The following is an 18,843-nucleotide window of genomic DNA, read 5'->3' on the forward strand; positions in this document are numbered from 1 at the left end:
CGCGCTCACCCGGCCTTCGGGGAGCGGACGGAGACCCCGAGGTACACCTCGGCGACCTGTCCGTCCTCGCGGATCCGCTGAGCCGGTCCGGACAGCACCAGGCGGCCGGCCTCCAGTACGTGTGCCCGGTGCGCGATATCCAGCGCGAGCTGGGCGTTCTGCTCGACGACGACCACGGTGGTGCGTTCCTCCTCGTTGACGGTACGGACGATCTCGAACAGCTCGCGGGTGACCAGCGGCGCGAGCCCCAGGGACGGCTCGTCCAGGAGCAGCAGCGAGGGCCGCAGCATCAGCGCCCTGCCGACGGCGAGCATCTGCTGCTCGCCGCCGCTGAGGCTGCCGGCGGCCTGACGCGACCGCTGGCGCAGCTTGGGGAAGTAGCCGTAGACCCGTTCCAGGTCGGCCGCCACGGCCACCCGCTGGGCGCTGCCCCGCCACCGGTGGCCGGTGCGCAGATGGGCGCCGATGCGCAGGTTCTCCTCGACGGTCAGGTCGTTGAAGGTGCCCCGGCCCTCGGGGACATGTGCCACGCCGAGCCGGGCGGCCTGCTCGGGCGAGCGGCCCAGCAGTTCCGTACCGTTCAGGGTCACCGAGCCACGGCCGCGGACCATGCCGCTCAGCGCCCGCAGCGTCGTGGTCTTGCCCGCGCCGTTGGGCCCGAGGAGCGCGCACACCTCGCCGCGGGCGACGGCGAAGTCGAGGCCCTGGAGCACGTGGGCCTGGCCGTACCCGGCGTGCAGGCCGGAGACGTTCAGGAAGTCCGGTTCCGCGCCGGCCCGGGCCTCGGTGCGCACCGGGGTGGGCTCGCTCATGCGGCCACCCCCAGGTACGCCTCCACGACCGCCGGGTCGCGCTGGATCCGTTCCGGCGAGCCCTCGGCGATCTTGCGGCCGAAGTCGAGGCAGACCACCTTGTCGCACAGGCCCATCACGAACCCCATGTGATGTTCGACCACCACGAGGGTGAGGTCGAAGTCCTGGCGCACCGACCGGACCAGATCCGCGAATTGGCCGACCTCGCCGTGGCTGAGGCCGTTGACGGGTTCGTCGAGCAACAGCAGCCGGGGCCGTACCGCGAGTGCCCGGGCGAGTTCGACGCGTTTGAGTGTGCCGAACGGCAGGCCGTGGGCGGGGTGATCGGCGACGTCCGCCAGACCGAGGCGCCGTAGCAGGTCGTCCGCCTGGTCATGTAGTTCCCTCTCCTCCCGCCGGACGCGGGGCAGCCGGAGCGCCGCGGCGAGGTGTCCGGTGCGCCCCCGGCTGTGGGCGCCGACCATGACGTTCTCCCGGACCGTGAGCTGCGGGAACAGCCCCAGGTTCTGGAAGGTGCGGGCGATGCCGCGCCCGGCCACGGCGTGCGGCGGGAGGGCCAGCAGGTCCTCCTCCTCGAACCGCACGTCTCCGCCGTCGGGGGTGCAGCGCCTGGTGAGGCAGTTGAACAAGGTGGTCTTGCCGGCTCCGTTCGGCCCGATGAGCCCTACGGCGGTGCCCGGCTCGACGGTGAAAGCGACACCGTCCAGTGCCGTGATCCCGCCGAAGCGCACGGTGATACCGTCGACCGCGAGCATGAGTGACGCCCCTTCCGACGTGCTGGGGGGTGGGCGAGCGTCACAGTAGGTGGGGGCGTTCCAGGCGCACATTGGGTGTGAGCACCCAACTTCCCGGTCCTCGGATTGTGCGCCGCGCACAGGTGCCGGGAGACGTCTCACGCCAGGCCTGTTGACGGAGCACGAGCCGGACGGCGACGATCGGCGCCATGCCTCGCGGTCCCGCCCTGGACACTCCACCACCCTCCGAACCGCTCCGCCGGGAGCGGTGGCGGATCCTGCTCGCCGTCCACGACCGGGTGGAGGAGGTGGCGGAGACCGCCGTCGAGGTGATGCGTGCGGAGATCCCGTCGTACGCACTGCAGGACGAGCGGTTCTTCGACGAGGTTCGGGAGCAGGTGCTCGAGCACTACCGGATGCAGCTGGCGGTGCTGGCCGGCGACCGTGACATCGCTTCCGATGACCTGATCTTCAGCCGCGCCGCGGCCATGCGCCGAGCACGCGCCGGGTTCGCCCTGGAAGACTGGATCAGCGCCTTCCGGGTCGGCCGGCAGGTGATGTGGGACGCGTTGCTGGACTGTGCGGGCACGTCCGCCGAGGCCCAGCAGGCCGCGCTGTCCCTCGTCACCCCGCTGATGCGGTACGTCGACTACGCCAGCACCCATGCCGCGCAGGCATACGTCGAGTACCAGCAGCACGTGGTGGCGGACGCGGACCGGGAGCGACGGGATCTCCTGGACCAGCTCCTGGCCGGCCTCGCGCCGACGCGCGGTCCGCTGTCCGCCGCGGCGCAGGCGTACGGCATCGGTCCGCGCTCGTCGATGATGGCGGTCGTGGCGGTGGGTGTCGGCGACACTCGCACCGGGGACCTCACCTCGGCCGAGCACGGGTATGCCACCAGCGCGTCGATCAGCGTCGCCGGGCCCTGGGCCGGCAGAACCCTGGTCGTGGTGCGCCACGGCGAGGTGGTGGCCGTGCCCGTGGTCCGGGCCGGCATGAACGCAGACGACATATGCGCCCACTTCGAGGCCGTGCAACGGCGGCTCGCGCAGGAGGGAACGACGCTCTCCATGGGCATCAGCACGGTCGCACAGGGCGCGTCCGAACTGCCGCGCGTCTACGACGAGGCACGGGCCGCCCTCGACCTGGTGCCGAGCGGGGGCGGGGTGGCGGCGCTGCCGCGGCTTTCCCCCTTCGACTATCTGGCGCTGCGCGCCGACGACCTCGCCCGCAAGCTGGTCGATCCGCGTGTGCGGGTGCTCCTGGAGGAGGACCGCAGACGCGGCGACACGCTGGCCGGCACCATACGGGCCTTCGCGGAGGCGGACCTCAATCTGCGGCTGGCCGCCGACCGGCTGCGGGTTCATCACAACACGGCGCACTACCGGTTGCGCCGGATCGAGGAACGCACCGGCCGCAATCCGCGCCGGATCGCCGACCTCCTGGAGCTGCTGGTCGCCCTCGCCATCCGCGACGGCGCCGGGGAAAGTGAGGATTGCTCGTGAGCGGCATCGTGGAATCCGCCGGGACCGAGGCGGCACGGCAACTGCCGGGCGGACAGGGGCGCACGGACCTGCCGGCGGGACACAGCGGGGAGGGCCGGACGGTCCGGCGAGTGCTGCTGGACGCCGCGCTGGAGGTGTTCACCGAGCGCGGTTACACCGACGCCGGCCTCACCGAGATCGCGGCGCGCTCCGGCATCCCGGCAGGCACCCTCTTCCAGCACTACGGCGGAAAGCGAGGGCTCTACCTCGCCCTGTGGGAGGAGTTCCGGGAGGAGCAGGAGCACCGGACCGCGGCCACGCTGACCGCCGAGCGCGGGCGTGGCGTGGACGACCCGATCGCCCTCTTCGTGGCGGGAGCCAGGGCGTACCTGGAGGGCGCCTGGGAGAACCGGCGGCTCGCCAGGCTCATCGCGGAGGACGACGGCCCGGCGGGCTTCGACACGCTGCGCCGCCAGTGGGACCGCGCGTGGGTACGGCGCAACGCCCGGCTCCTGGAGGTGGACGAGCGTCGACGCGCCGGCCGGGTCCGGGTGAGCGTGCTGACCACCGTCATCGGAGGGGCGGCGCGTGAACTGGGCGACTGCGGGGACGAGACGGAGGCCCGGGAGATCGTGGACGAGGTGTGCGGAATCCTTGTCCATCTGTCGGCTCCGCCCGGCTGAGACGCCCGACGCACGCCTTTGGGGCGGGGGTCGCAGCCGGGTGGAGCAGGCCTTCTCGAGGTCGGCTGAGCGGCGTCTGCGGCGCGGAGGGGGCCGGTTGTGCGAAGCGTCCCACCAGCAGACCGACTACGTGCTGGGCCGAAGCGCACCGGTCCCAGGCGCCGCGCCTTGCCGGTGCGGCGGGCAGTCGTGGAGGTGCGGCGCGAAGGGGAGTCCCGCCGGTGTCTCAGCCACCGGCTTCCCCTTTGCTGCTCGGTGAGCCGCTACTGGTGGGAGAGGCACTGATGCTGCCGGAAGGACTGGCGGAAGGGCTGGCGGAGGGCCTCGCGGAAGGGGCTGCCGTGCGCGAGGGCGGGCCGGTGCGGCGGCCGCTGGAGGCTCGGGGGGTCGGCTTCGCCTTCGCCGGTGGCGGCACGCTGGTGGTGACGGGAGGTCCAGAGACCGGTGACGTGCTGCGAGTCGCCGTCGGCAGCGGACGCCGGACCCCCTCACCGTTTCGGTCCCGGACGCCCTTTCGGCCCGGGTGCGTGGTCACATGCTCCGGTGAAGCCTGGTCAGGAACGCGGACCCCGGGCTCTTCGGGGGATGGCTGTTCCGGGATCGAGGCTGCTCGGGGGGCTGTCGACTGAGGAGACACCGATGCGGCGGCCAGGCCCCCGAGCAGGGTGAAGGCGGCTGCGGCAAGAGACCGGACGGCATACTTCTTCAGGCGCGCCGGACGGTCGTACGGGTCAGCCGACAGATCTTGCGAGGCAGCCGGTGACCCGGGAAGGGGCGACCTGGAGGAGCTCGGTCCCCCGCTCGAGCGGACCTCCGGCATCGCGGCGTCGACGGCCGGAGCACCGTCTCTCGAATCGCTCGGCTGTGTCATGCCGGGGTCGTATGCCCCGCACTCCGGGCACGTCACGGCGCCGTTGAGCGTGCGGCTGCACGGGATGCAGTAGTCCATGAAGCGACCGTTTCAGTCCTTGAGTTGACGGGAGCGAAGGTGCACCCGGTCCCTGCGGCAGTCAGCGGCTGGGAGACGCCACTTGCTTTGTTTCGGACCGATCCTCGGCATGTGCGAACCTCACTTACCGGTCTGCGGGTGGGTCACCGGTTACCGGGGTCAACGGGGCGCGTCGAATGAGCGCTCACACACAGGCGGAAAAGTGGGGCATGTAACTCTGCCGGACGGGACGTTGATGGCCGGGACGGCGCGGCAGCCTCGGCGTACGAGCCGAACGGCTGCGCACTTCAATTGGGGCCGAGTGCTGCTCACTTCCCGCGGCTCGACGTCCCCGAACATGCACAGCCTCCGGGCGGAGCGAATCGACTGGTCTACACCCTTGACTGGTACAGACCAAAGCGGTTGTATGTGCCTCCACACCCCCCACCACGGCCGCGCCCACGCCGTGGCCGGTCCGACCGGCACGTGCGTACGAGGTCCGGCTTCGCGCTGCCCTTGTCCGGGTGCGGCCGTGCTTCGCAGAGGAGTTGATCCTGTGTCGAAACGCCGCCTCTCCGCCGTGGTCGCCGCACTCGCCCTGGGAAGCGCCGTACCAATTCTGCTGCCGGCCACGGACGCGTCCGCCGCCGGGTGTTCGAGCTACCCGAGCTGGGTTGCCGGAAGGCCGTACGCGACCGGCGACATCGTGCGGTACACCGACGGCAGGGCTTACATCGCCGAACACGACAACCCGGGTTACGACCCCGTCATCAGCACCTGGTACTGGGAGCCGTACGCCTGCGACAGCGGCCCCCAGGCCCCCGTAGGCACGTTCGTGGTGAGCGAGGCCCAGTTCAACCAGATGTTCCCGAACCGGAATTCCTTCTACACGTACAGCGGCCTCACCGCCGCTCTCGGCGCCTACCCCGCTTTCGCGAACAGCGGCAGCGACACGGTCAGGAAGCAGGAGGCCGCGGCCTTCCTCGCCAATGTCAGCCACGAGACCGGCGGTCTGGTGTACGTGGTCGAGCAGAACACCGCCAACTACCCGCACTACTGCGACTGGAGTCAGCCGTACGGATGTCCGGCCGGCCAGGCGGCGTACTACGGGCGCGGCCCCATCCAGCTCAGCTGGAACTTCAACTACAAAGCCGCGGGCGACGCGCTCGGCATCGACCTCCTCAACAACCCGTGGCTGGTGCAGAACGACGCGGCCGTGGCCTGGAAGACGGCGCTCTGGTACTGGAACACCCAGTCCGGGCCCGGCACCATGACGCCCCACAACGCCATGGTCAACGGCGTCGGCTTCGGTCAGACGATCCGCAGTATCAACGGCTCCCTCGAGTGCGACGGCAAGAATCCGGCGCAGGTCCAGAGCCGCGTGGACGCCTATCAGCGGTTCGCGCAGATCCTCGGGACGCCACCCGGCGGCAATCTCTACTGCTGAGCGCCATACCCGACTTCGTGAAGCGATGTGCGGCCGACTGTCTCCGGCACCGTTCGCGCGGTGTCCGCGTCCAGGTCCGCTACGACGACCCGGTCACCTCCGTGGAGGAGACGAGAGGCAGAGGAGATACCCGGCCAGGAGACGGGCCGATCAGCGGTGGCCGGGGAACCGAAGGGCGTTCGCCCAGAGCCGGGTGACCGCGGACACGAGTTCCTCGAAGTGGACGGGCGCGCCTTCCTCCTGTCCTTCACAGAGCACGAAGGCGTTGTAGGCCATGACGCTGACCATGCCCGAAAGCGCGCGGGAGGCCATCATCGGATCGACCTCACGGTCGGCGACACCCCGCGCCTGCAGGTCGGCGATGCCGCGGGCGTTGCGGCGGATGAACGCGTCCCCGCGCCGCCTTCGGAACTCACGGAACTCGGGCTCCACCTGGGCGACCTGCTCAAGCAGTGCCATCATCTTCGCGTTCCGTCTGTACGCCTCGAGATACGCGCGATTGCTCGCCTCGAGCACCGCGTAGGGATCGTCGGTACCCTCCACCCGGCCCATGCCGGGGTGCATCATGTCCTCCTGCGCCTCCAGGAGGACGGCTGCCAGCACCTCTTCCTTGTTGGCGAAGTAGGTGTAGAAGGATCCCGCCGCGCAACGAGCCTCTTTGGTGATGTCGGTCAGGCGGGTGTCGAGGTAGCCGTCCCGCTCGAACACCTTCCGCGCGGCCTTCACCAGAGCCGCCCGTGTCCGTGCTCCGCGCTGCGTCGTCGGCGGCTCACGAAGGTGCGAGAGAGGCGCCATGGGCGGTGCCGGCTCGCTGTCGATCTCCTCGGGCGTGGGGGTGTCCATCCTCGGAACCCTACTTGAATCCGACGCCATGGTCATAAGCCCCGGAGCCCCGTCGCCGCGACGGACGAGGGACGTTCAGGGCCGGCGGGCGGCGGCCTGGCGGGCGCGGTGCGCGAGTCAGGACCGTACGGTCGATGGACCGCTCACGGACTCTGCGCTCGGTCTCGCCTTCGCCGTTCAGTCGGTTCGGCCCGGCCTCGACACCAGGTCCTCGGACGGCGTGGCCGAAGACGCCGTGGGGGCCGATCTCACCGCGTCCGGCAGGCCGGCCCGTCAGGCGGTGATCCCGAAACGCTCGGCGAGTTGGCGCCGGGTGTCGGCGGCACTGGTGTGCAGCACGCCTCCGATGCCGATGCGCGCCGCTCCGTCGAGGTTCTGCTGCAGATCGTCGATCATGACGGCCTCCTCCGAGTCGATGCCGAGGCGTTCACAGGCGATCGCGTAGATCCGCCGGGACGGCTTGCGGATTCCCACCTCGGCGGAGATGACGACCACGTCGGCGACAGCGGCGAGGTCCACGCCGTCGTAGGTTCCGGTACCGAACGAGTTGGACACCAGCGCGACGGGACGGCCGGCGGCACGGAACTCACCGAGCAGCGCGAGCATGTCCTGGTCGATCGACATTCCCGCTTGCATCCGGGCCGTGAGACCCTCGGCCGGCACGCGGGCGCCGTGGGCGCGAAGACGCTCGGCGAATCCACGCTCGAAGGCTTCGGCGTCGATACGACCGCATTCGTGGTCGGCCAGGAGGGCCCGTGAGCGCTGGTCCCGGCGCAGAAGGTGCAGCGGCAGGCGTGGGTCGCCGCCGAGTGAGGCGCCGAAGTCGGTGAAGGCCCGCAGCACACTGGAGGTGATGACACCGCCGAAGTCCACCAGGACCGCGGTGCGCATCCTCTCCACCACATCCGACATGCTGTCCAGCCTCTCTCCTCGGTTCGCCGCCGCCCCCGTGGGGACGGCGGCCGTGTCTCGCCCGCAGGGATGCGGATCTCAGGCGACTTCGAACAGTCCGGCCGCGCCCATTCCGCCGCCGACACACATCGAGATCACCACATACCGGGCACCGCGGCGCTTGCCCTCGACAAGGGCATGCCCCACCAGTCGGGCACCGGTCATTCCGTAGGGATGGCCGACCGAGATCGCGCCGCCGCTGACGTTGAACCGCTCCGGGTCGATGTGCAGTTCGTCGCGGCAGTACAGCGCCTGGGAAGCGAACGCCTCGTTGAGCTCCCACAGACCGATGTCGTCGACGCCGAGGTTGTGCTGCTTCAGCAGCTTCGGAATGGCGAACACCGGGCCGATGCCCATCTCGTCCGGCCCGCAACCGGCGACGGTCATACCCCGGTAGACACCCAGCGGTTCCAGACTGCGGCGCTCGGCCTCCATCGCCTCCATCAACACCGATGCCGAGGCTCCGTCCGACAGTTGCGAGGAATTGCCGGCCGTCACGCTGGAGTGCGCGCTCACCTGGCCGTCGGGCAGGACCGGAACCAAGCCGGCCAGGCCTTCGAGCGTCGTCGAGGCGCGGTTGCCCTCGTCCCGGGTCAGGGTGACCTCCTCGTCCCGCACCTCCCCGGACTGCTTGTCGAGTACCTTCTTGACGCTGGTGAGCGCGACGATCTCCTGGTCGAACCGGCCGGCCTCCTGCGCCGCGGCGGTGCGCTGCTGTGACAGCAGGGCGAACTCGTCCTGGCGCTCCCGGCTCACGCCGTAGCGTTCGGCGACGATCTCCGCCGTCTGCAGCATCGGCATGTAGATGCTCGGCTTGTGTGCGACGAGCCAGGGATCCGCCGCGCGATGGGTGTTCATGTGGTCGTTCTGCACCAGGGAGATCGACTCGACACCGCCGCCGACGGCGACCTGCATACCGTCCGCGACGATCTGCTTGGCGGCCGTCGCGATGGCCATCAGGCCCGAGGAGCACTGCCGGTCGATCGTCATCCCCGACACGCCGTCCGGAAGCCCCGCCCGCAGAGCGGCCTGGCGCGCGACGTTGAAACCGGCGGACCCCTGCTGGACCGCGCAACCGAAGATCACGTCCTCGACCTCGCCTCCCTCCAGCCCCGCGCGCCGCACCGCGTGCCCAAGGGCATGGGCGGCGAGTTCCTGCGCCTGCGTGTCATTGAACGCGCCGCGGTAGGCCCTGCCGATCGGCGTCCGCGCCGTCGAGACGATGACTGCTTCCCTCATTGGCCTCACTGCTTCCTGTGGGTCCCGCGGGTCCGGGAGCTTTGGGGCGTCGTTCCGGCTCCGTGAGCCGGGCTCGCTGCCGGCGAGCCGGCCGAACACCGACGGGGGCGCCGTGAGCGGTCGTCGACCGTCTCCCTCGTCGAGCGATGAGGTGAGCCATGACCACGGTAGGTGACGGAGCCGGCCGCCCCACGGTTATATTTGAATCCGGCGTCATGTTCAACTACGGTTTCCCGGCGCTCACGGCCTTGACAGCCCGCCTCCGCGACTGAAGGCTACCGACCAGTCGGTATGAAGAGGTGGGTCGTGACCGATGTGAGCATCCTCACCGGTGCGGGCGTGTTCGACGCGACCGTGGCGGGTCCGCCCGAGGGCCGCCCGGTGCTGCTTCTGCACGGCTTCCCGCAGACGAGGCTGGTGTGGCGACGGCAGATCGCGGCACTGGCCGCGCACGGCTACCGGGTGGCGGCGCCCGACCAGCGTGGATACTCCCCGGGCGCCCGCCCGCGGCGGCCCGAGGACTATCGCGTCGATCGCCTCGTCGACGACGTGGTCGCGATCGCCGAGAAACTGGGCTGGGCGGCGTTCGACCTGGTCGGGCACGACTGGGGAGGAGCGGTGGCCTGGTGGACCGCTCACGCCCACCCCGGCCGTGTGCGCACCCTGACCGTTGTCTCGACCCCGCACCCCGGCGCTCTGGCCGGCACGCTGCGCACCGACCAGGATCAGCGCGAACGCTCGCATTACATGATCGACTGGCGCGAGACACCCGCGACCGAAGAGCGCATGCTCGCCCGCGACGCCCAAGTGCTTCGCGCGTTCTACGCCGGAAAGATCCCCCGGGACAGTACCGAGGCCTACGTACGGCACCTGTCCCGGCCGGGCGCTCTCACCGCCGCGCTGAACTGGTACCGGGCCGGCCGCCCCGACGGCGCGATCGGCGTGATCGACGTGCCCACGCTGTATGTCTGGAGCACGGAGGACAGCGCGTTCGGCCCGGCGGCCGCGCAGGAGACCGGGCAGTGGGTCAAGGGGCCGTACCGGTTCGAGACCCTTCAGGGCGTCAGCCACTGGGTCCCCGAGCAGGCGCCCGAGACGCTGAGCGACCTGCTGCTCGAACACCTGCGAACGCACGGTTAGCAGAAACCGCGACGCATGCCCCGTGCGTCGACTCCCCGAAGAGGTGACCCCATGAAGACAGCGCGTGCGGCCTGGCGCCGCCTGGAGCCCGTACACGGCATGATCTACTTCATTCCCGAGGCAAGGCGAAGGTACGCGGAGCTCGGACTCAGCGGACGCGCCGGGTACTTCGCCTCCCGCAGCGCCGCCTTCGGCCGAGCATCCGCCGAGCTGGTCATCTCGACCTTCTACAACTTCAACCCCGATTTCGTACGCCAGGCGATAGCGGGGGCCTGGGACGCGACGGAGCCGCAGCAGGTGCTGGACGCGCGGTACGCCGCGGCGGGGGAAGGCCTGCGGCGGGCGGGAATCCACGAGCTGCCCCACTTGGAGGAGGTCCTGACGCTGACCCGCCGGGCGGCCGAGGCCGCCTGCGAACACGCGCAGGGCCGCCCGCTGTTCGCCGCGCATGCCGCGCTGCCTTGGCCGGAGGAGCCGGTGCTGCAGCTGTGGCACGCCCAGACGGTGCTCCGGGAGTTCCGTGGGGACGGCCATGTCGCGTGCCTGCTGAGCGAGGGCGTAGGAGGCCTGGAGGCACTGATTCTGCACGCCGCCACCGGTGAGGTTCCCGTCGACTTCCTCCGGGCGAGCCGCGCCTGGCCCGAGGACGAGTGGGCCGCCACCCGGGAGCAACTGCGCGAGCGAGGCCTTCTCGACGGCGACTCCCTCAGCGCGCAAGGCGCACTCCTGCGCGGGCACATCGAGGACCGCACCGACCGTCTGGCCCTTCCCGCCTACGCCGCCCTGAGTGACGCCGAGTGCGAGCGTCTCGCCGAACTGGCCCGGCCGTTCGGCCACGCCGTCATCGAAGCCGGCCTTCTCAAGATCGGCTGACCGCCGCCCCGCGCCATGAGAACGAGCGGCGGAGCCGGCCCCCGGGCACTCACCCGTCGTCGGAACCGGCTCCCCGTCTCCGGAGGGCCGACCGAGCCACGCCGGCACAGTCGGTCCTGGTCCCGGTGCCGGCTGTGCGGCCCCCTGAGGTGAGCGGTGGGGAACGAAGAATCAGGCGTCCGGTGGCCGCTTCCGCTTTCTCGGCCAGTACGAGGACGCCACGGCTTGAACGGTGCGGGGGACGGGAACCGTACGGACCCCCCGTCCGCGTCACGCATCCTCGACCGCTGTCCCGTAGGTCCAGCTGTGCCGGACGTTTCCGAGTTCCCGGCGGTCGACGGGAGTGACGTCAGGCCCTCCGTTGCTGCGCGAGAGCATTCCGCTGATCAGCGTGCGGTACGCGAAGAAGAGCGTCGCGGCCACAGTCACGACGAAGGCGATTCCAGGCCCGTGTCCCGTGCCCGTCGCGGTGCGGGTCATGTGGAGGAAACCGTAGCCGCTGAGGACCGTCGCCGGCGCGCACACCTTCCACAGCAACCCGTGCCTGCGGCGCTCACCGCGCACCTCGGCGAACGACGGGAGCGCCACCAGGAGCCGAGCGCCGCAGTGGTCGCACGTCGCGTAAGCCTCGTTCCTGCGTTGCTCGAGACGCTCCAGACGGCCCGCGTCGTCGTTGGTGAGGGCGATCGTCCGCGGGTGGTCGTGACGGCCCTCCTGGCTGACGATGTGGGTGATCCTGTACTCGAAGGTCCCCGACACCTCTGCGGCCACGGCTCCGCTCCTTCCCCCTGGTCCGGCTCACCTTCGATTCTCGGGCCGCCGCCACGCCGTACCGCCGGGATCCCACCAGCCGGAACCACCCTGTGACGCGCTGGGGAAGTACTGCTGACCAAGGACTGCCGGCCGAGCGGTCCGTGGACCTTGCCAGGCCGACCGCGGCGACGGGGAACCGCCCCGCATCGCGCGCCCCGGACGGCACTCGCTTCTCCCTTCCGTGAGCTGGCATGGTGGCCACACGCATAGCCAAGCCTCGAACTGTGTTGCCCCACCACATGTGCGCCTGACGTGCGTCTTCCTACCGTGTGCCGACACGTACCCGTCCCCACCGCACACGAGGAAGTGGCGCACATGGCATCCCGAGCAGCATCCGCTCCCCCACCCCCCGCCAGCCTCCCCCGTATCGTCGCCGCCAGCCTCATCGGCACCACCATCGAGTGGTACGACTTCTTCCTCTACGGTTCCGCCGCCGCGCTGGTGTTCAACAAGCTCTTCTTCCCGGACTCCGACCCGCTCGTCGGAACGCTGCTGTCCTTCCTGACGTACGCCGTCGGGTTCGCGGCCCGGCCGCTGGGGGCCCTGGTGTTCGGGCACTACGGTGACCGGCTGGGGCGCAAGAAGCTGCTGGTGCTGAGCCTGCTGCTGATGGGCGGGGCGACCTTCGCCATCGGTCTGCTGCCCACCCACGCCACCGTCGGCTCCGCCGCGCCGGTGCTGCTGACCACGCTGCGCCTGGTGCAGGGTTTCGCGCTCGGCGGTGAGTGGGGCGGTGCCGTCCTGCTGGTCTCCGAGCACGGGGATGCGCGGCGGCGCGGGTTCTGGGCCTCGTGGCCGCAGACGGGGGCGCCGGCCGGGCAGTTGCTGGCGACCGGTGTGCTGTCGCTGCTCACCGCCGTGCTCTCGGACGACGCCTTCGGCACCTGGGGATGGCGGATACCGTTCCTGCTCTCCGGTGTGCTGGTGATGGTCGGTCTGTGGATCCGCCTCTCCGTGGACGAGTCCCCCGTCTTCAAGGAGGCGCTGCAGCGGGCCGAGGCCCGGCGCGCCGAGAAGCCGGAGAAGCTGCCGCTCGTCTCCGTGCTGCGCCACCACTGGAAGGACGTGCTCGTCGCCATGGGTGCCCGCATGGCGGAGAACATCAGCTACTACGTCATCACCGCGTTCATCCTCGTCTACGCCACCACGTCCGCCGGCGTCTCGAAGCAGACCGCGCTGAACGCGGTACTCATCGCCTCCGCCGTGCACTTCGCCGTGATCCCGGCCTGGGGCGCGCTCTCCGACCGGGTCGGACGGCGGCCCGTGTACCTGCTGGGCGCGGCCGGCGTCGGGCTGTGGATGTTCCCGTTCTTCTCGCTCATCGACACCGGTTCCTTCGGGTACCTGCTGCTGGCGGTCACCGTCGGGCTGGTGCTGCACGGGGCCATGTACGCGCCCCAGGCGGCCTTCTTCGCCGAGATGTTCGCGACCCGGATGCGGTACTCCGGCGCGTCCATCGGCGCCCAGTTCGCCTCCGTGGCCGCCGGTGCGCCCGCACCGCTGATCGCCACGGCGCTGCTGGCCGACTACGACAGCTCCACTCCGATCGCCCTGTACGTGATCGCGGCGGCCGTGCTCACCCTGATCGCCGTGGGTGTGGCCAAGGAGACCCGGCACCGGGACCTCGCCGAGGTGGAGGCCCGCGACGGCGGCGCCGCCGAGGCGAACCCGGCGGCCACGGCGGGCACGGCGGGCACCGTCTGACCGGCCGTACGGCTCGCTCATCACACTGACCGGCTCCCCTCGCGGGGGCCGGTCAGTGCCGTTCCGGGGTCGCCAGCCGGTGCAGCCGCAGGGCGAGCTGGATCTCCAGGGCGCGGGCCGGTGTCTGCCAGTCCTCGCCCAGCAGCCGGCCCACCCGCTCCAGCCGCTGGGCGACCGTGTTCACGTGCACGTGGAGGGCGTCCTTGGTGCGGGCCGGGCTCATTCCGCAGGCGAAGTAGGCGTCCAGGGTGTGCAGCAGCTCCGTGCCGCGGCGCTCGTCGTAGTCGACGACGGGGCCGACGGTGCGGCCGACGAAGCCGCCCACGTCCCGGTCGCCGGCCAGGAGCAGGCCGAGGAAGCCGAAGTCCTCGGCCGCCGCGCCGTCGCCGCCCCGGCCCAGCAGGCGCAGCGCGTCCAGGCAGCGGCGCCCCTCGGCGTAGGCGCCGGCCACGGTGTCGTGGTGCACGGTGAGATCGGTGACCGGGGCGGAGGCGCCGACGGTGACGGGCTGGTGGACCGCCGTGCCGAGGTGGCGGGCGGTCCGGCGGGCCAGCTCCGTGGCGCTGTCACCGGCGGCGAGCGGGAGCAGCAGGACCGTGCCGCCGTCCCGGACGGCGGCCAGGCCGTGCCGGGTGGCGGCGAGGTGGGAGGCGGCGGACCACAGGCGCCGCCGGGCGGCGGCCTCCTCGTCCGCGTCGGCGGCCGGCCCGTCGAGCCGGGCGGCGAGGACGACATGGGTGGCGTCCAGGTCGGCGTGCAGCCGGGCGGCGCGTTCGCGCAGCAGGCGCGGATCGCGGTCGCGGGCGTCCAGGAGGTCGTCCAGCAGTTCGCCCCGCACCCGGTGTTCGGCCTCGGCGGCGGAGCGGCGGGCCAGCAGGAGCAGCGAGGTGACCATCGCCGCGCGTTCCAGGGTGCGCTGGTCCACCGGGTCGAGGTCCGGGTGGCCGCGCAGCACGAGCGCGCCGAGGAGTTCGCCGCCCGCGGCCACCGCGGCGATCCAGTCGCCCTGGTGCCGTACCGCGTGCCCCTCGGTCCTCGACGCCTTCAGGGCCCCGGCCGGAGCCGTGCCTGCCTCGGTGAACTCGACCGTGCCGTCGATGACCTGGGAGACGGCCGCGGCCACGTCGTGGACCCCGCCGCCGCGCAGCACCAGTTCGGCGAGCCGGTCGTGCACCTCGGAGGCGCGCTCGATGACCGCGCTGCGGTCCCGGATGATCTCGTTGGCCCGCTCCAGACCGGCCAGCGCCGAGCGGGTCTCGGTGAGCAGGTTGGCGGTGTCGATGGCGGCCGCGGCGAGCGCGGCGAAGGAGCCGAGCAGGGCGATCTGCCCGCGTTCGAAGACGCGGGCGCGCCGGTCGGCGGCGAAGAGGACGCCGATGACGTTGGGGCCGAGCATCAGCGGTACGCCGAGGATGGCGATCAGGCCCTCGTCCTCGACGCCGGCGTCGATGGCGCGGGTGTGCTGGAAGCGGGCGTCCTTGAAGTAGTCGTCGGTGACGTACGGCCGCGCGGTCTGGGCGACCAGTCCGCCGAGTCCCTCGCCCATGCCGAGGCGCAGCTGCTGGAAGCGGGCGGCCACGGAGCCCTCGGTCACGCGCATGTAGGTGTCGCCGCGTGCCGGGTCGTTGAGGCTGAGGTAGGCCACGTCCGTGCTCAGCAGGGACCGGGCGCGCTGCACGATGGCCTGCAGGACGGCGTCCAGGTCCCGGAGGCCGGCCAGGTCGTGCGCCGTCTCGAACAGCGCCGACAGTTCGGCCTCGCGGCGGCGGCGCCCCTCCAGTTCGGAGCGGACCCGCAGGGCGAGCAGCTTGGCCCGTTCCAGCGCGGCGACCCGGTCGGCCGGCTGTCCCCCGGCGCGGGCGAGCAGCACCGGCTGCTCGTAGGCCTCCACCGGGGCGTCGCGGGCCAGCAGCTCGAGGTACGGGGCGCCCGCGCCGTCGTCGGGCGCCCCCGTGGCGCCCTCGGAGGCGGGGGGTCCGGCCGGCTGGACGTGATCGCGAGACATGGTCACAGGATTCCGCATCGGCGGCCCGGCCTGCCGGGCCTGTGGAAAACTCCCGGGCCCGGCGGCGCCGGCCCGCTCAGTGGGCCGTCCACCCGCCATCGAGGACGAGGGAGGTGCCGGTGACGAAGGAGGCCTGGGGGCCGCACAGGTAGGCCACGGCGTCGGCCACCTCCTCGGGTTCGATGAGCCGCTGGACGGCGCTGTCCTTCAGGAGGATCTCGGACAGGACGCGTTCCTCGGGGATGCCGTGGGCCTGCGCCTGGTCGGCGATCTGCTTCTCGACCAGGGGGGTGCGCACATAGGCGGGGTTCACGCAGTTGGACGTCACCCCGTGCGGGGCGCCTTCCAGCGCGGCCGTCTTGGACAGGCCTTCGAGGCCGTGCTTGGCCGCCACGTAGGCGGACTTGAAGGCCGAGGCGCGCAGTCCGTGCACGGAGGACACGTTGACGATCCGCCCCCACCCTTGCTCGTACATGTGCGGCAGGGCGCCCCGGATGAGCCGGAACGGTGCCTCCAGCATCACGGTCAGCACGGTGTGGAAGACCTCGGGCGGGAACTGCTCCAGAGGACGGACCAGTTGCAGTCCGGCGTTGTTGACCAGGACGTCGGTGCCGGCGGCGACGCGCTCGGCGGCGTCGAGGTCGGTGAGGTCCAGGGTGTGGGGTACGACCGTGCCCGAGAGGTCACCGGCCCGCAGGGCGAGTTCCGCCAGCTCGGCGAGGCCCGCCGCGTCCCGGTCGACGGCTCTCACCTCGGCGCCGGCGGCGGCGAGCCGCAGCGCGCAGGCGCGCCCGATGCCGCTGGCGGCGCCGGTGACGAGGGCGGTGCGGCCGCCCAGGTCGAGGGAGTGGTGCGGGGCTGGGGGCTGGGCGGCCGGTGGCGGGCTGGACGTGGTCATGAGCCGACGATAGGCGGGGCCCACACCTCACCACATGTGGTCACCACCCACACTTCAGCCAACCGTCATAGGGTCGAACCATGTGGGTGCCTCGGACATGGCCTGCTTGATCCGGAAGAGCCCGAACTCGTTCAGGTCCGGCAGCGCGTCCACCGTGAACCAGCCCACCTCCAGCGACTCGTCGTCGTTGACCCGGGCCTCGCCGCCCACGGCACGGCAGCGGAAGGTGATGTCCATGTACTGGCAGACGTCCCCGTTGGTGTAGGTGACCGGCTCCAGGGCCTGGACGAGGACGACCCGCTCGGGGACGCACGTCACCGCCGTCTCCTCGAACACCTCCCGCACCGCGCAGGCCGCGGGTTGCTCGCCCGGGTCCGGGATGCCCCCGATCACCGACCACTTGCGGGTGTCGGACCGCCGGCCCAGCAGCACTCTGCCGTCGTCGTCGAAGACGATCGCGGTGACCCCGGGGAGCCACAGCAGCTGCTGACCGGCGCTGGCCCGGAGAGTGCGGATGAAGTCAGGAGTAGCCATGGACCGACCCTAACGGGCCGGTCCACGGCTCCCCCGCATGTCAGACGGCGTACGGCCGTCGTACGGCTACGCGCCACCGGCGCGCCGGGCGCGCACACCGGAGCCGATCGCCCAGCCGAGTCCGCCGGCGGCGACCAGCACCAGGGCGATCTCCGGCAGGATGCCGAGCCGGGTCGCGGGCGTCTCGGAAGTGCGCAGCGGCACCTTCTGCACCAGGTACGCGGGCACGAACATGCCGGTCTTCTGGGTGATCCTGCCGTCCGGCATGATGATCGCGCTGACGCCGCTGGTGACCGGCACGGTCACGGTCCGGCTGTGCTCGACGGCGCGGACCCGGGACATGGCGAGCTGCTGGTAGGTCATCTCGCTGCGGTCGAAGGTGGCGTTGTTGCTCGGCACCGAGATCATCTCCGCGCCGTGTGTGACGGTGTCCCGGACCGCCCAGTCGAAGGCGGCCTCGTAGCAGGTGGCGAGGCCGACCCTGGCGCCGCCGAAGTCGAAGACGCCCGGCTCGCTGCCCCGGCTGAAGTCCTGGCGTACCATGCCGGTCCAGTCCTTGTTGATCGCGCCGACCAGGCCGCGCAGCGGAAGGTACTCGCCGAACGGCTGCACCTGCCGCTTGTCGTAGGTCTGGGTCGGCCCCTTGACCGGGTCCCACAGGATCTGCTCGTTGAGCAGCCTGCCGTCCTTCTCCACGACACCGCCGACCGAGATCGGCACCCCGACGGCCCTGGCCGCCTCGTTGATGACGGCGGCCGCGTCCGGGTTGGTGAAGGGGTCGATGTCGGAGGAGTTCTCCGGCCACAGCACGTAGTCGGGCTTCGCCGCCTTGCCCGCCTTGATGTCGGCGGCGAGCTTGAGGGTCTCGCGCGCGTGGTGGTCGAGCACGGCCCGGCGCTGGGCGCTGAACTCCAGACCGGAGCGGGGGACGTTGCCCTGGATGACCGCGATGGTCGCGGTGCCGTCCTGCGCCTTGTCGCTCACCAGCGGCCGGGCGGCGACCGCTGCGGCCACCGGGACGGCGACGCTCAGCAGGGCGGCGGCCGCCGCCCCGCGCCGCAGGGTCCGGGTGCGGCGCCGCTCGGCGACCAGACGCCCCGCCTCGTACAGACCGAAACCGCACAGGACGACGGCGAAGCCGAGCACCGGGGTGCCGCCCACCGCGGCGAGCGGCAGGAAGACGCCGTCCGCCTGGCCGAAGGCGATCTTGCCCCAGGGGAAGCCGCGGAAGGGCACACGCGCGCGTACCGCCTCGCCGGCGATCCACAGGGCGGCCGCCCACACCGGCCAGGCCGGCAGTCTCGACACCGCCGCGACACCGACGCCGACCAGGGCCACGAAGACCGCCTCGATGGCGACGAGGGCGAGCCAGGGCCCGGGACCGACCTCCACGCCCGTCCACACCAGCAACGGCAGCAGAAAGCCGAGTCCGAAGAGGTAGCCGAGGCCGAGGGCCGCCTTCCAGCCACGGCCGCGCAGCACCCAGGCGAAGCCGGCGAAGGCGGGCAGGGCCAGCCACCACAGGGGGCGCGGCGGGAAGCTGACGTAGAGCAGCGCTCCGCACAGGGCGGAGGCGGCGGCCGGGAGCAGACGGAGCAGCCGGCTGCCGCGCGCGGTGTGCGCGGAGGGCGGCCTGAGCTGGTCGGACTGGTCCACGGAAGTTGCGGTGACGGTCACCCGGGGAGTGTACGGCGGCCGCCCTCGATGCCGACAGCGCCGTCCAGGACGTCCCGGCCGCCTCCGGCGTCCCGTCGC

At 71.6% G+C, this 18,843-nt stretch carries 16 protein-coding genes; 6 read left to right on the top strand and 10 right to left on the bottom strand.

The window, feature by feature from the left end:
* Positions 1 to 5: 5 nt before the first annotated feature.
* Positions 6 to 812, bottom strand: a complete 807-nt coding sequence (locus ABZ478_RS30005; RefSeq protein WP_359554049.1) for an ABC transporter ATP-binding protein — start codon at positions 810 to 812, stop codon at positions 6 to 8.
* Positions 809 to 1,567 (bottom strand): ABC transporter ATP-binding protein, encoded by a 759-nt coding sequence (locus tag ABZ478_RS30010; RefSeq protein WP_359554050.1) that lies wholly within the window; start codon positions 1,565 to 1,567, stop codon positions 809 to 811. Before ABZ478_RS30010 ends, ABZ478_RS30005 begins: the two co-directional genes overlap by 4 nt.
* Before the next feature lie 188 nt (positions 1,568 to 1,755).
* Between ABZ478_RS30010 and ABZ478_RS30015 the strand changes: the two genes are divergently transcribed.
* The 3 genes from ABZ478_RS30015 to ABZ478_RS30025 all read left to right on the top strand — a co-directional run bounded on the left by ABZ478_RS30015 (position 1,756) and on the right by ABZ478_RS30025 (position 6,088).
* Entirely contained in the window at positions 1,756 to 3,051 is a 1,296-nt protein-coding gene (locus tag ABZ478_RS30015) for a helix-turn-helix domain-containing protein (protein WP_359554052.1), read from the top strand.
* The gene (locus ABZ478_RS30020) at positions 3,048 to 3,713 is read left to right on the top strand and encodes a TetR/AcrR family transcriptional regulator (protein WP_359554053.1); all 666 of its coding nucleotides are present in this window, start codon (positions 3,048 to 3,050) and stop codon (positions 3,711 to 3,713) included. The genes ABZ478_RS30015 and ABZ478_RS30020 overlap by 4 nt, the downstream gene beginning before the upstream one ends.
* Positions 3,714 to 5,197: 1,484 nt before the next feature.
* On the top strand, positions 5,198 to 6,088 hold the full coding sequence (locus ABZ478_RS30025) for a glycoside hydrolase family 19 protein (protein ID WP_359554054.1): 891 nt from the start codon (positions 5,198 to 5,200) through the stop codon (positions 6,086 to 6,088).
* Between the two features lie 150 nt (positions 6,089 to 6,238).
* Here ABZ478_RS30025 and ABZ478_RS30030 read toward each other — a convergent pair whose 3' ends face one another.
* The 3 genes from ABZ478_RS30030 to ABZ478_RS30040 form a co-directional block, all read right to left on the bottom strand.
* Complete coding sequence (locus ABZ478_RS30030; RefSeq protein WP_359554055.1) at positions 6,239 to 6,931, bottom strand: TetR/AcrR family transcriptional regulator; 693 nt, start codon at positions 6,929 to 6,931, stop codon at positions 6,239 to 6,241.
* A gap of 273 nt (positions 6,932 to 7,204) precedes the next feature.
* Positions 7,205 to 7,843: an HAD family phosphatase gene (locus ABZ478_RS30035; RefSeq protein WP_359554056.1), complete on the bottom strand. Its 639-nt coding sequence runs from the start codon at positions 7,841 to 7,843 to the stop codon at positions 7,205 to 7,207.
* 78 nt (positions 7,844 to 7,921) lie between these two features.
* On the bottom strand, positions 7,922 to 9,220 hold the full coding sequence (locus ABZ478_RS30040) for an acetyl-CoA C-acyltransferase (protein WP_359554057.1): 1,299 nt from the start codon (positions 9,218 to 9,220) through the stop codon (positions 7,922 to 7,924).
* 207 nt (positions 9,221 to 9,427) lie between these two features.
* Between ABZ478_RS30040 and ABZ478_RS30045 the strand changes: the two genes are divergently transcribed.
* Both ABZ478_RS30045 and ABZ478_RS30050 read left to right on the top strand, forming a co-directional pair.
* Entirely contained in the window at positions 9,428 to 10,261 is an 834-nt protein-coding gene (locus ABZ478_RS30045; protein ID WP_359554058.1) for an alpha/beta hydrolase, read from the top strand.
* Between the two features lie 51 nt (positions 10,262 to 10,312).
* Positions 10,313 to 11,134, top strand: coding sequence for a hypothetical protein (locus tag ABZ478_RS30050; protein WP_359554060.1), 822 nt, complete (start codon positions 10,313 to 10,315; stop codon positions 11,132 to 11,134).
* A 270-nt stretch (positions 11,135 to 11,404) separates the two neighbouring features.
* Here the strand turns inward: ABZ478_RS30050 and ABZ478_RS30055 are convergent, their stop codons facing one another.
* Entirely contained in the window at positions 11,405 to 11,905 is a 501-nt protein-coding gene (locus ABZ478_RS30055; protein ID WP_359554061.1) for a hypothetical protein, read from the bottom strand.
* A 357-nt stretch (positions 11,906 to 12,262) separates the two neighbouring features.
* On the opposite strand from ABZ478_RS30055, the gene ABZ478_RS30060 reads away from it, so the two are divergent.
* The gene (locus ABZ478_RS30060; RefSeq protein WP_359554063.1) at positions 12,263 to 13,651 is read left to right on the top strand and encodes an MFS transporter; all 1,389 of its coding nucleotides are present in this window, start codon (positions 12,263 to 12,265) and stop codon (positions 13,649 to 13,651) included.
* A gap of 52 nt (positions 13,652 to 13,703) precedes the next feature.
* Here ABZ478_RS30060 and ABZ478_RS30065 read toward each other — a convergent pair whose 3' ends face one another.
* From ABZ478_RS30065 to lnt, 4 genes are all read right to left on the bottom strand, one after another.
* On the bottom strand, positions 13,704 to 15,656 hold the full coding sequence (locus ABZ478_RS30065; RefSeq protein ID WP_359554064.1) for a helix-turn-helix domain-containing protein: 1,953 nt from the start codon (positions 15,654 to 15,656) through the stop codon (positions 13,704 to 13,706).
* Between the two features lie 76 nt (positions 15,657 to 15,732).
* A complete protein-coding gene (locus ABZ478_RS30070; protein ID WP_359554066.1) occupies positions 15,733 to 16,554 on the bottom strand; it encodes a 3-hydroxybutyrate dehydrogenase in 822 nt (273 codons plus the stop codon).
* Between the two features lie 54 nt (positions 16,555 to 16,608).
* Positions 16,609 to 17,088, bottom strand: a complete 480-nt coding sequence (locus ABZ478_RS30075) for an NUDIX domain-containing protein (protein WP_359554068.1) — start codon at positions 17,086 to 17,088, stop codon at positions 16,609 to 16,611.
* A 66-nt stretch (positions 17,089 to 17,154) separates the two neighbouring features.
* A complete protein-coding gene (lnt, locus tag ABZ478_RS30080) occupies positions 17,155 to 18,765 on the bottom strand; it encodes an apolipoprotein N-acyltransferase (protein ID WP_359554070.1) in 1,611 nt (536 codons plus the stop codon).
* Between the last annotated feature and the right edge of the window lie 78 nt (positions 18,766 to 18,843).

This window comes from Streptomyces sp. NPDC005706 (assembly GCF_040631045.1).
Lineage (GTDB): Bacteria > Actinomycetota > Actinomycetes > Streptomycetales > Streptomycetaceae > Streptomyces.

Bases quoted from the DNA above. Each gene is read 5' to 3' on its own strand.
- ABZ478_RS30005 (WP_359554049.1), bottom strand. From the start codon at position 812: ATGAGCGAGCCCACCCCGGTGCGCACCGAGGCCCGGGCCGGCGCGGAA.
- ABZ478_RS30010 (WP_359554050.1), bottom strand. From the start codon at position 1,567: ATGCTCGCGGTCGACGGTATCACCGTGCGCTTCGGCGGGATCACGGCA.
- ABZ478_RS30015 (WP_359554052.1), top strand. From the start codon at position 1,756: ATGCCTCGCGGTCCCGCCCTGGACACTCCACCACCCTCCGAACCGCTC.
- ABZ478_RS30030 (WP_359554055.1), bottom strand. From the start codon at position 6,931: ATGGACACCCCCACGCCCGAGGAGATCGACAGCGAGCCGGCACCGCCC.
- ABZ478_RS30035 (WP_359554056.1), bottom strand. From the start codon at position 7,843: ATGTCGGATGTGGTGGAGAGGATGCGCACCGCGGTCCTGGTGGACTTC.
- ABZ478_RS30050 (WP_359554060.1), top strand. From the start codon at position 10,313: ATGAAGACAGCGCGTGCGGCCTGGCGCCGCCTGGAGCCCGTACACGGC.
- ABZ478_RS30060 (WP_359554063.1), top strand. From the start codon at position 12,263: ATGGCATCCCGAGCAGCATCCGCTCCCCCACCCCCCGCCAGCCTCCCC.
- ABZ478_RS30065 (WP_359554064.1), bottom strand. From the start codon at position 15,656: ATGTCTCGCGATCACGTCCAGCCGGCCGGACCCCCCGCCTCCGAGGGC.
- ABZ478_RS30070 (WP_359554066.1), bottom strand. From the start codon at position 16,554: ATGACCACGTCCAGCCCGCCACCGGCCGCCCAGCCCCCAGCCCCGCAC.
- ABZ478_RS30075 (WP_359554068.1), bottom strand. From the start codon at position 17,088: ATGGCTACTCCTGACTTCATCCGCACTCTCCGGGCCAGCGCCGGTCAG.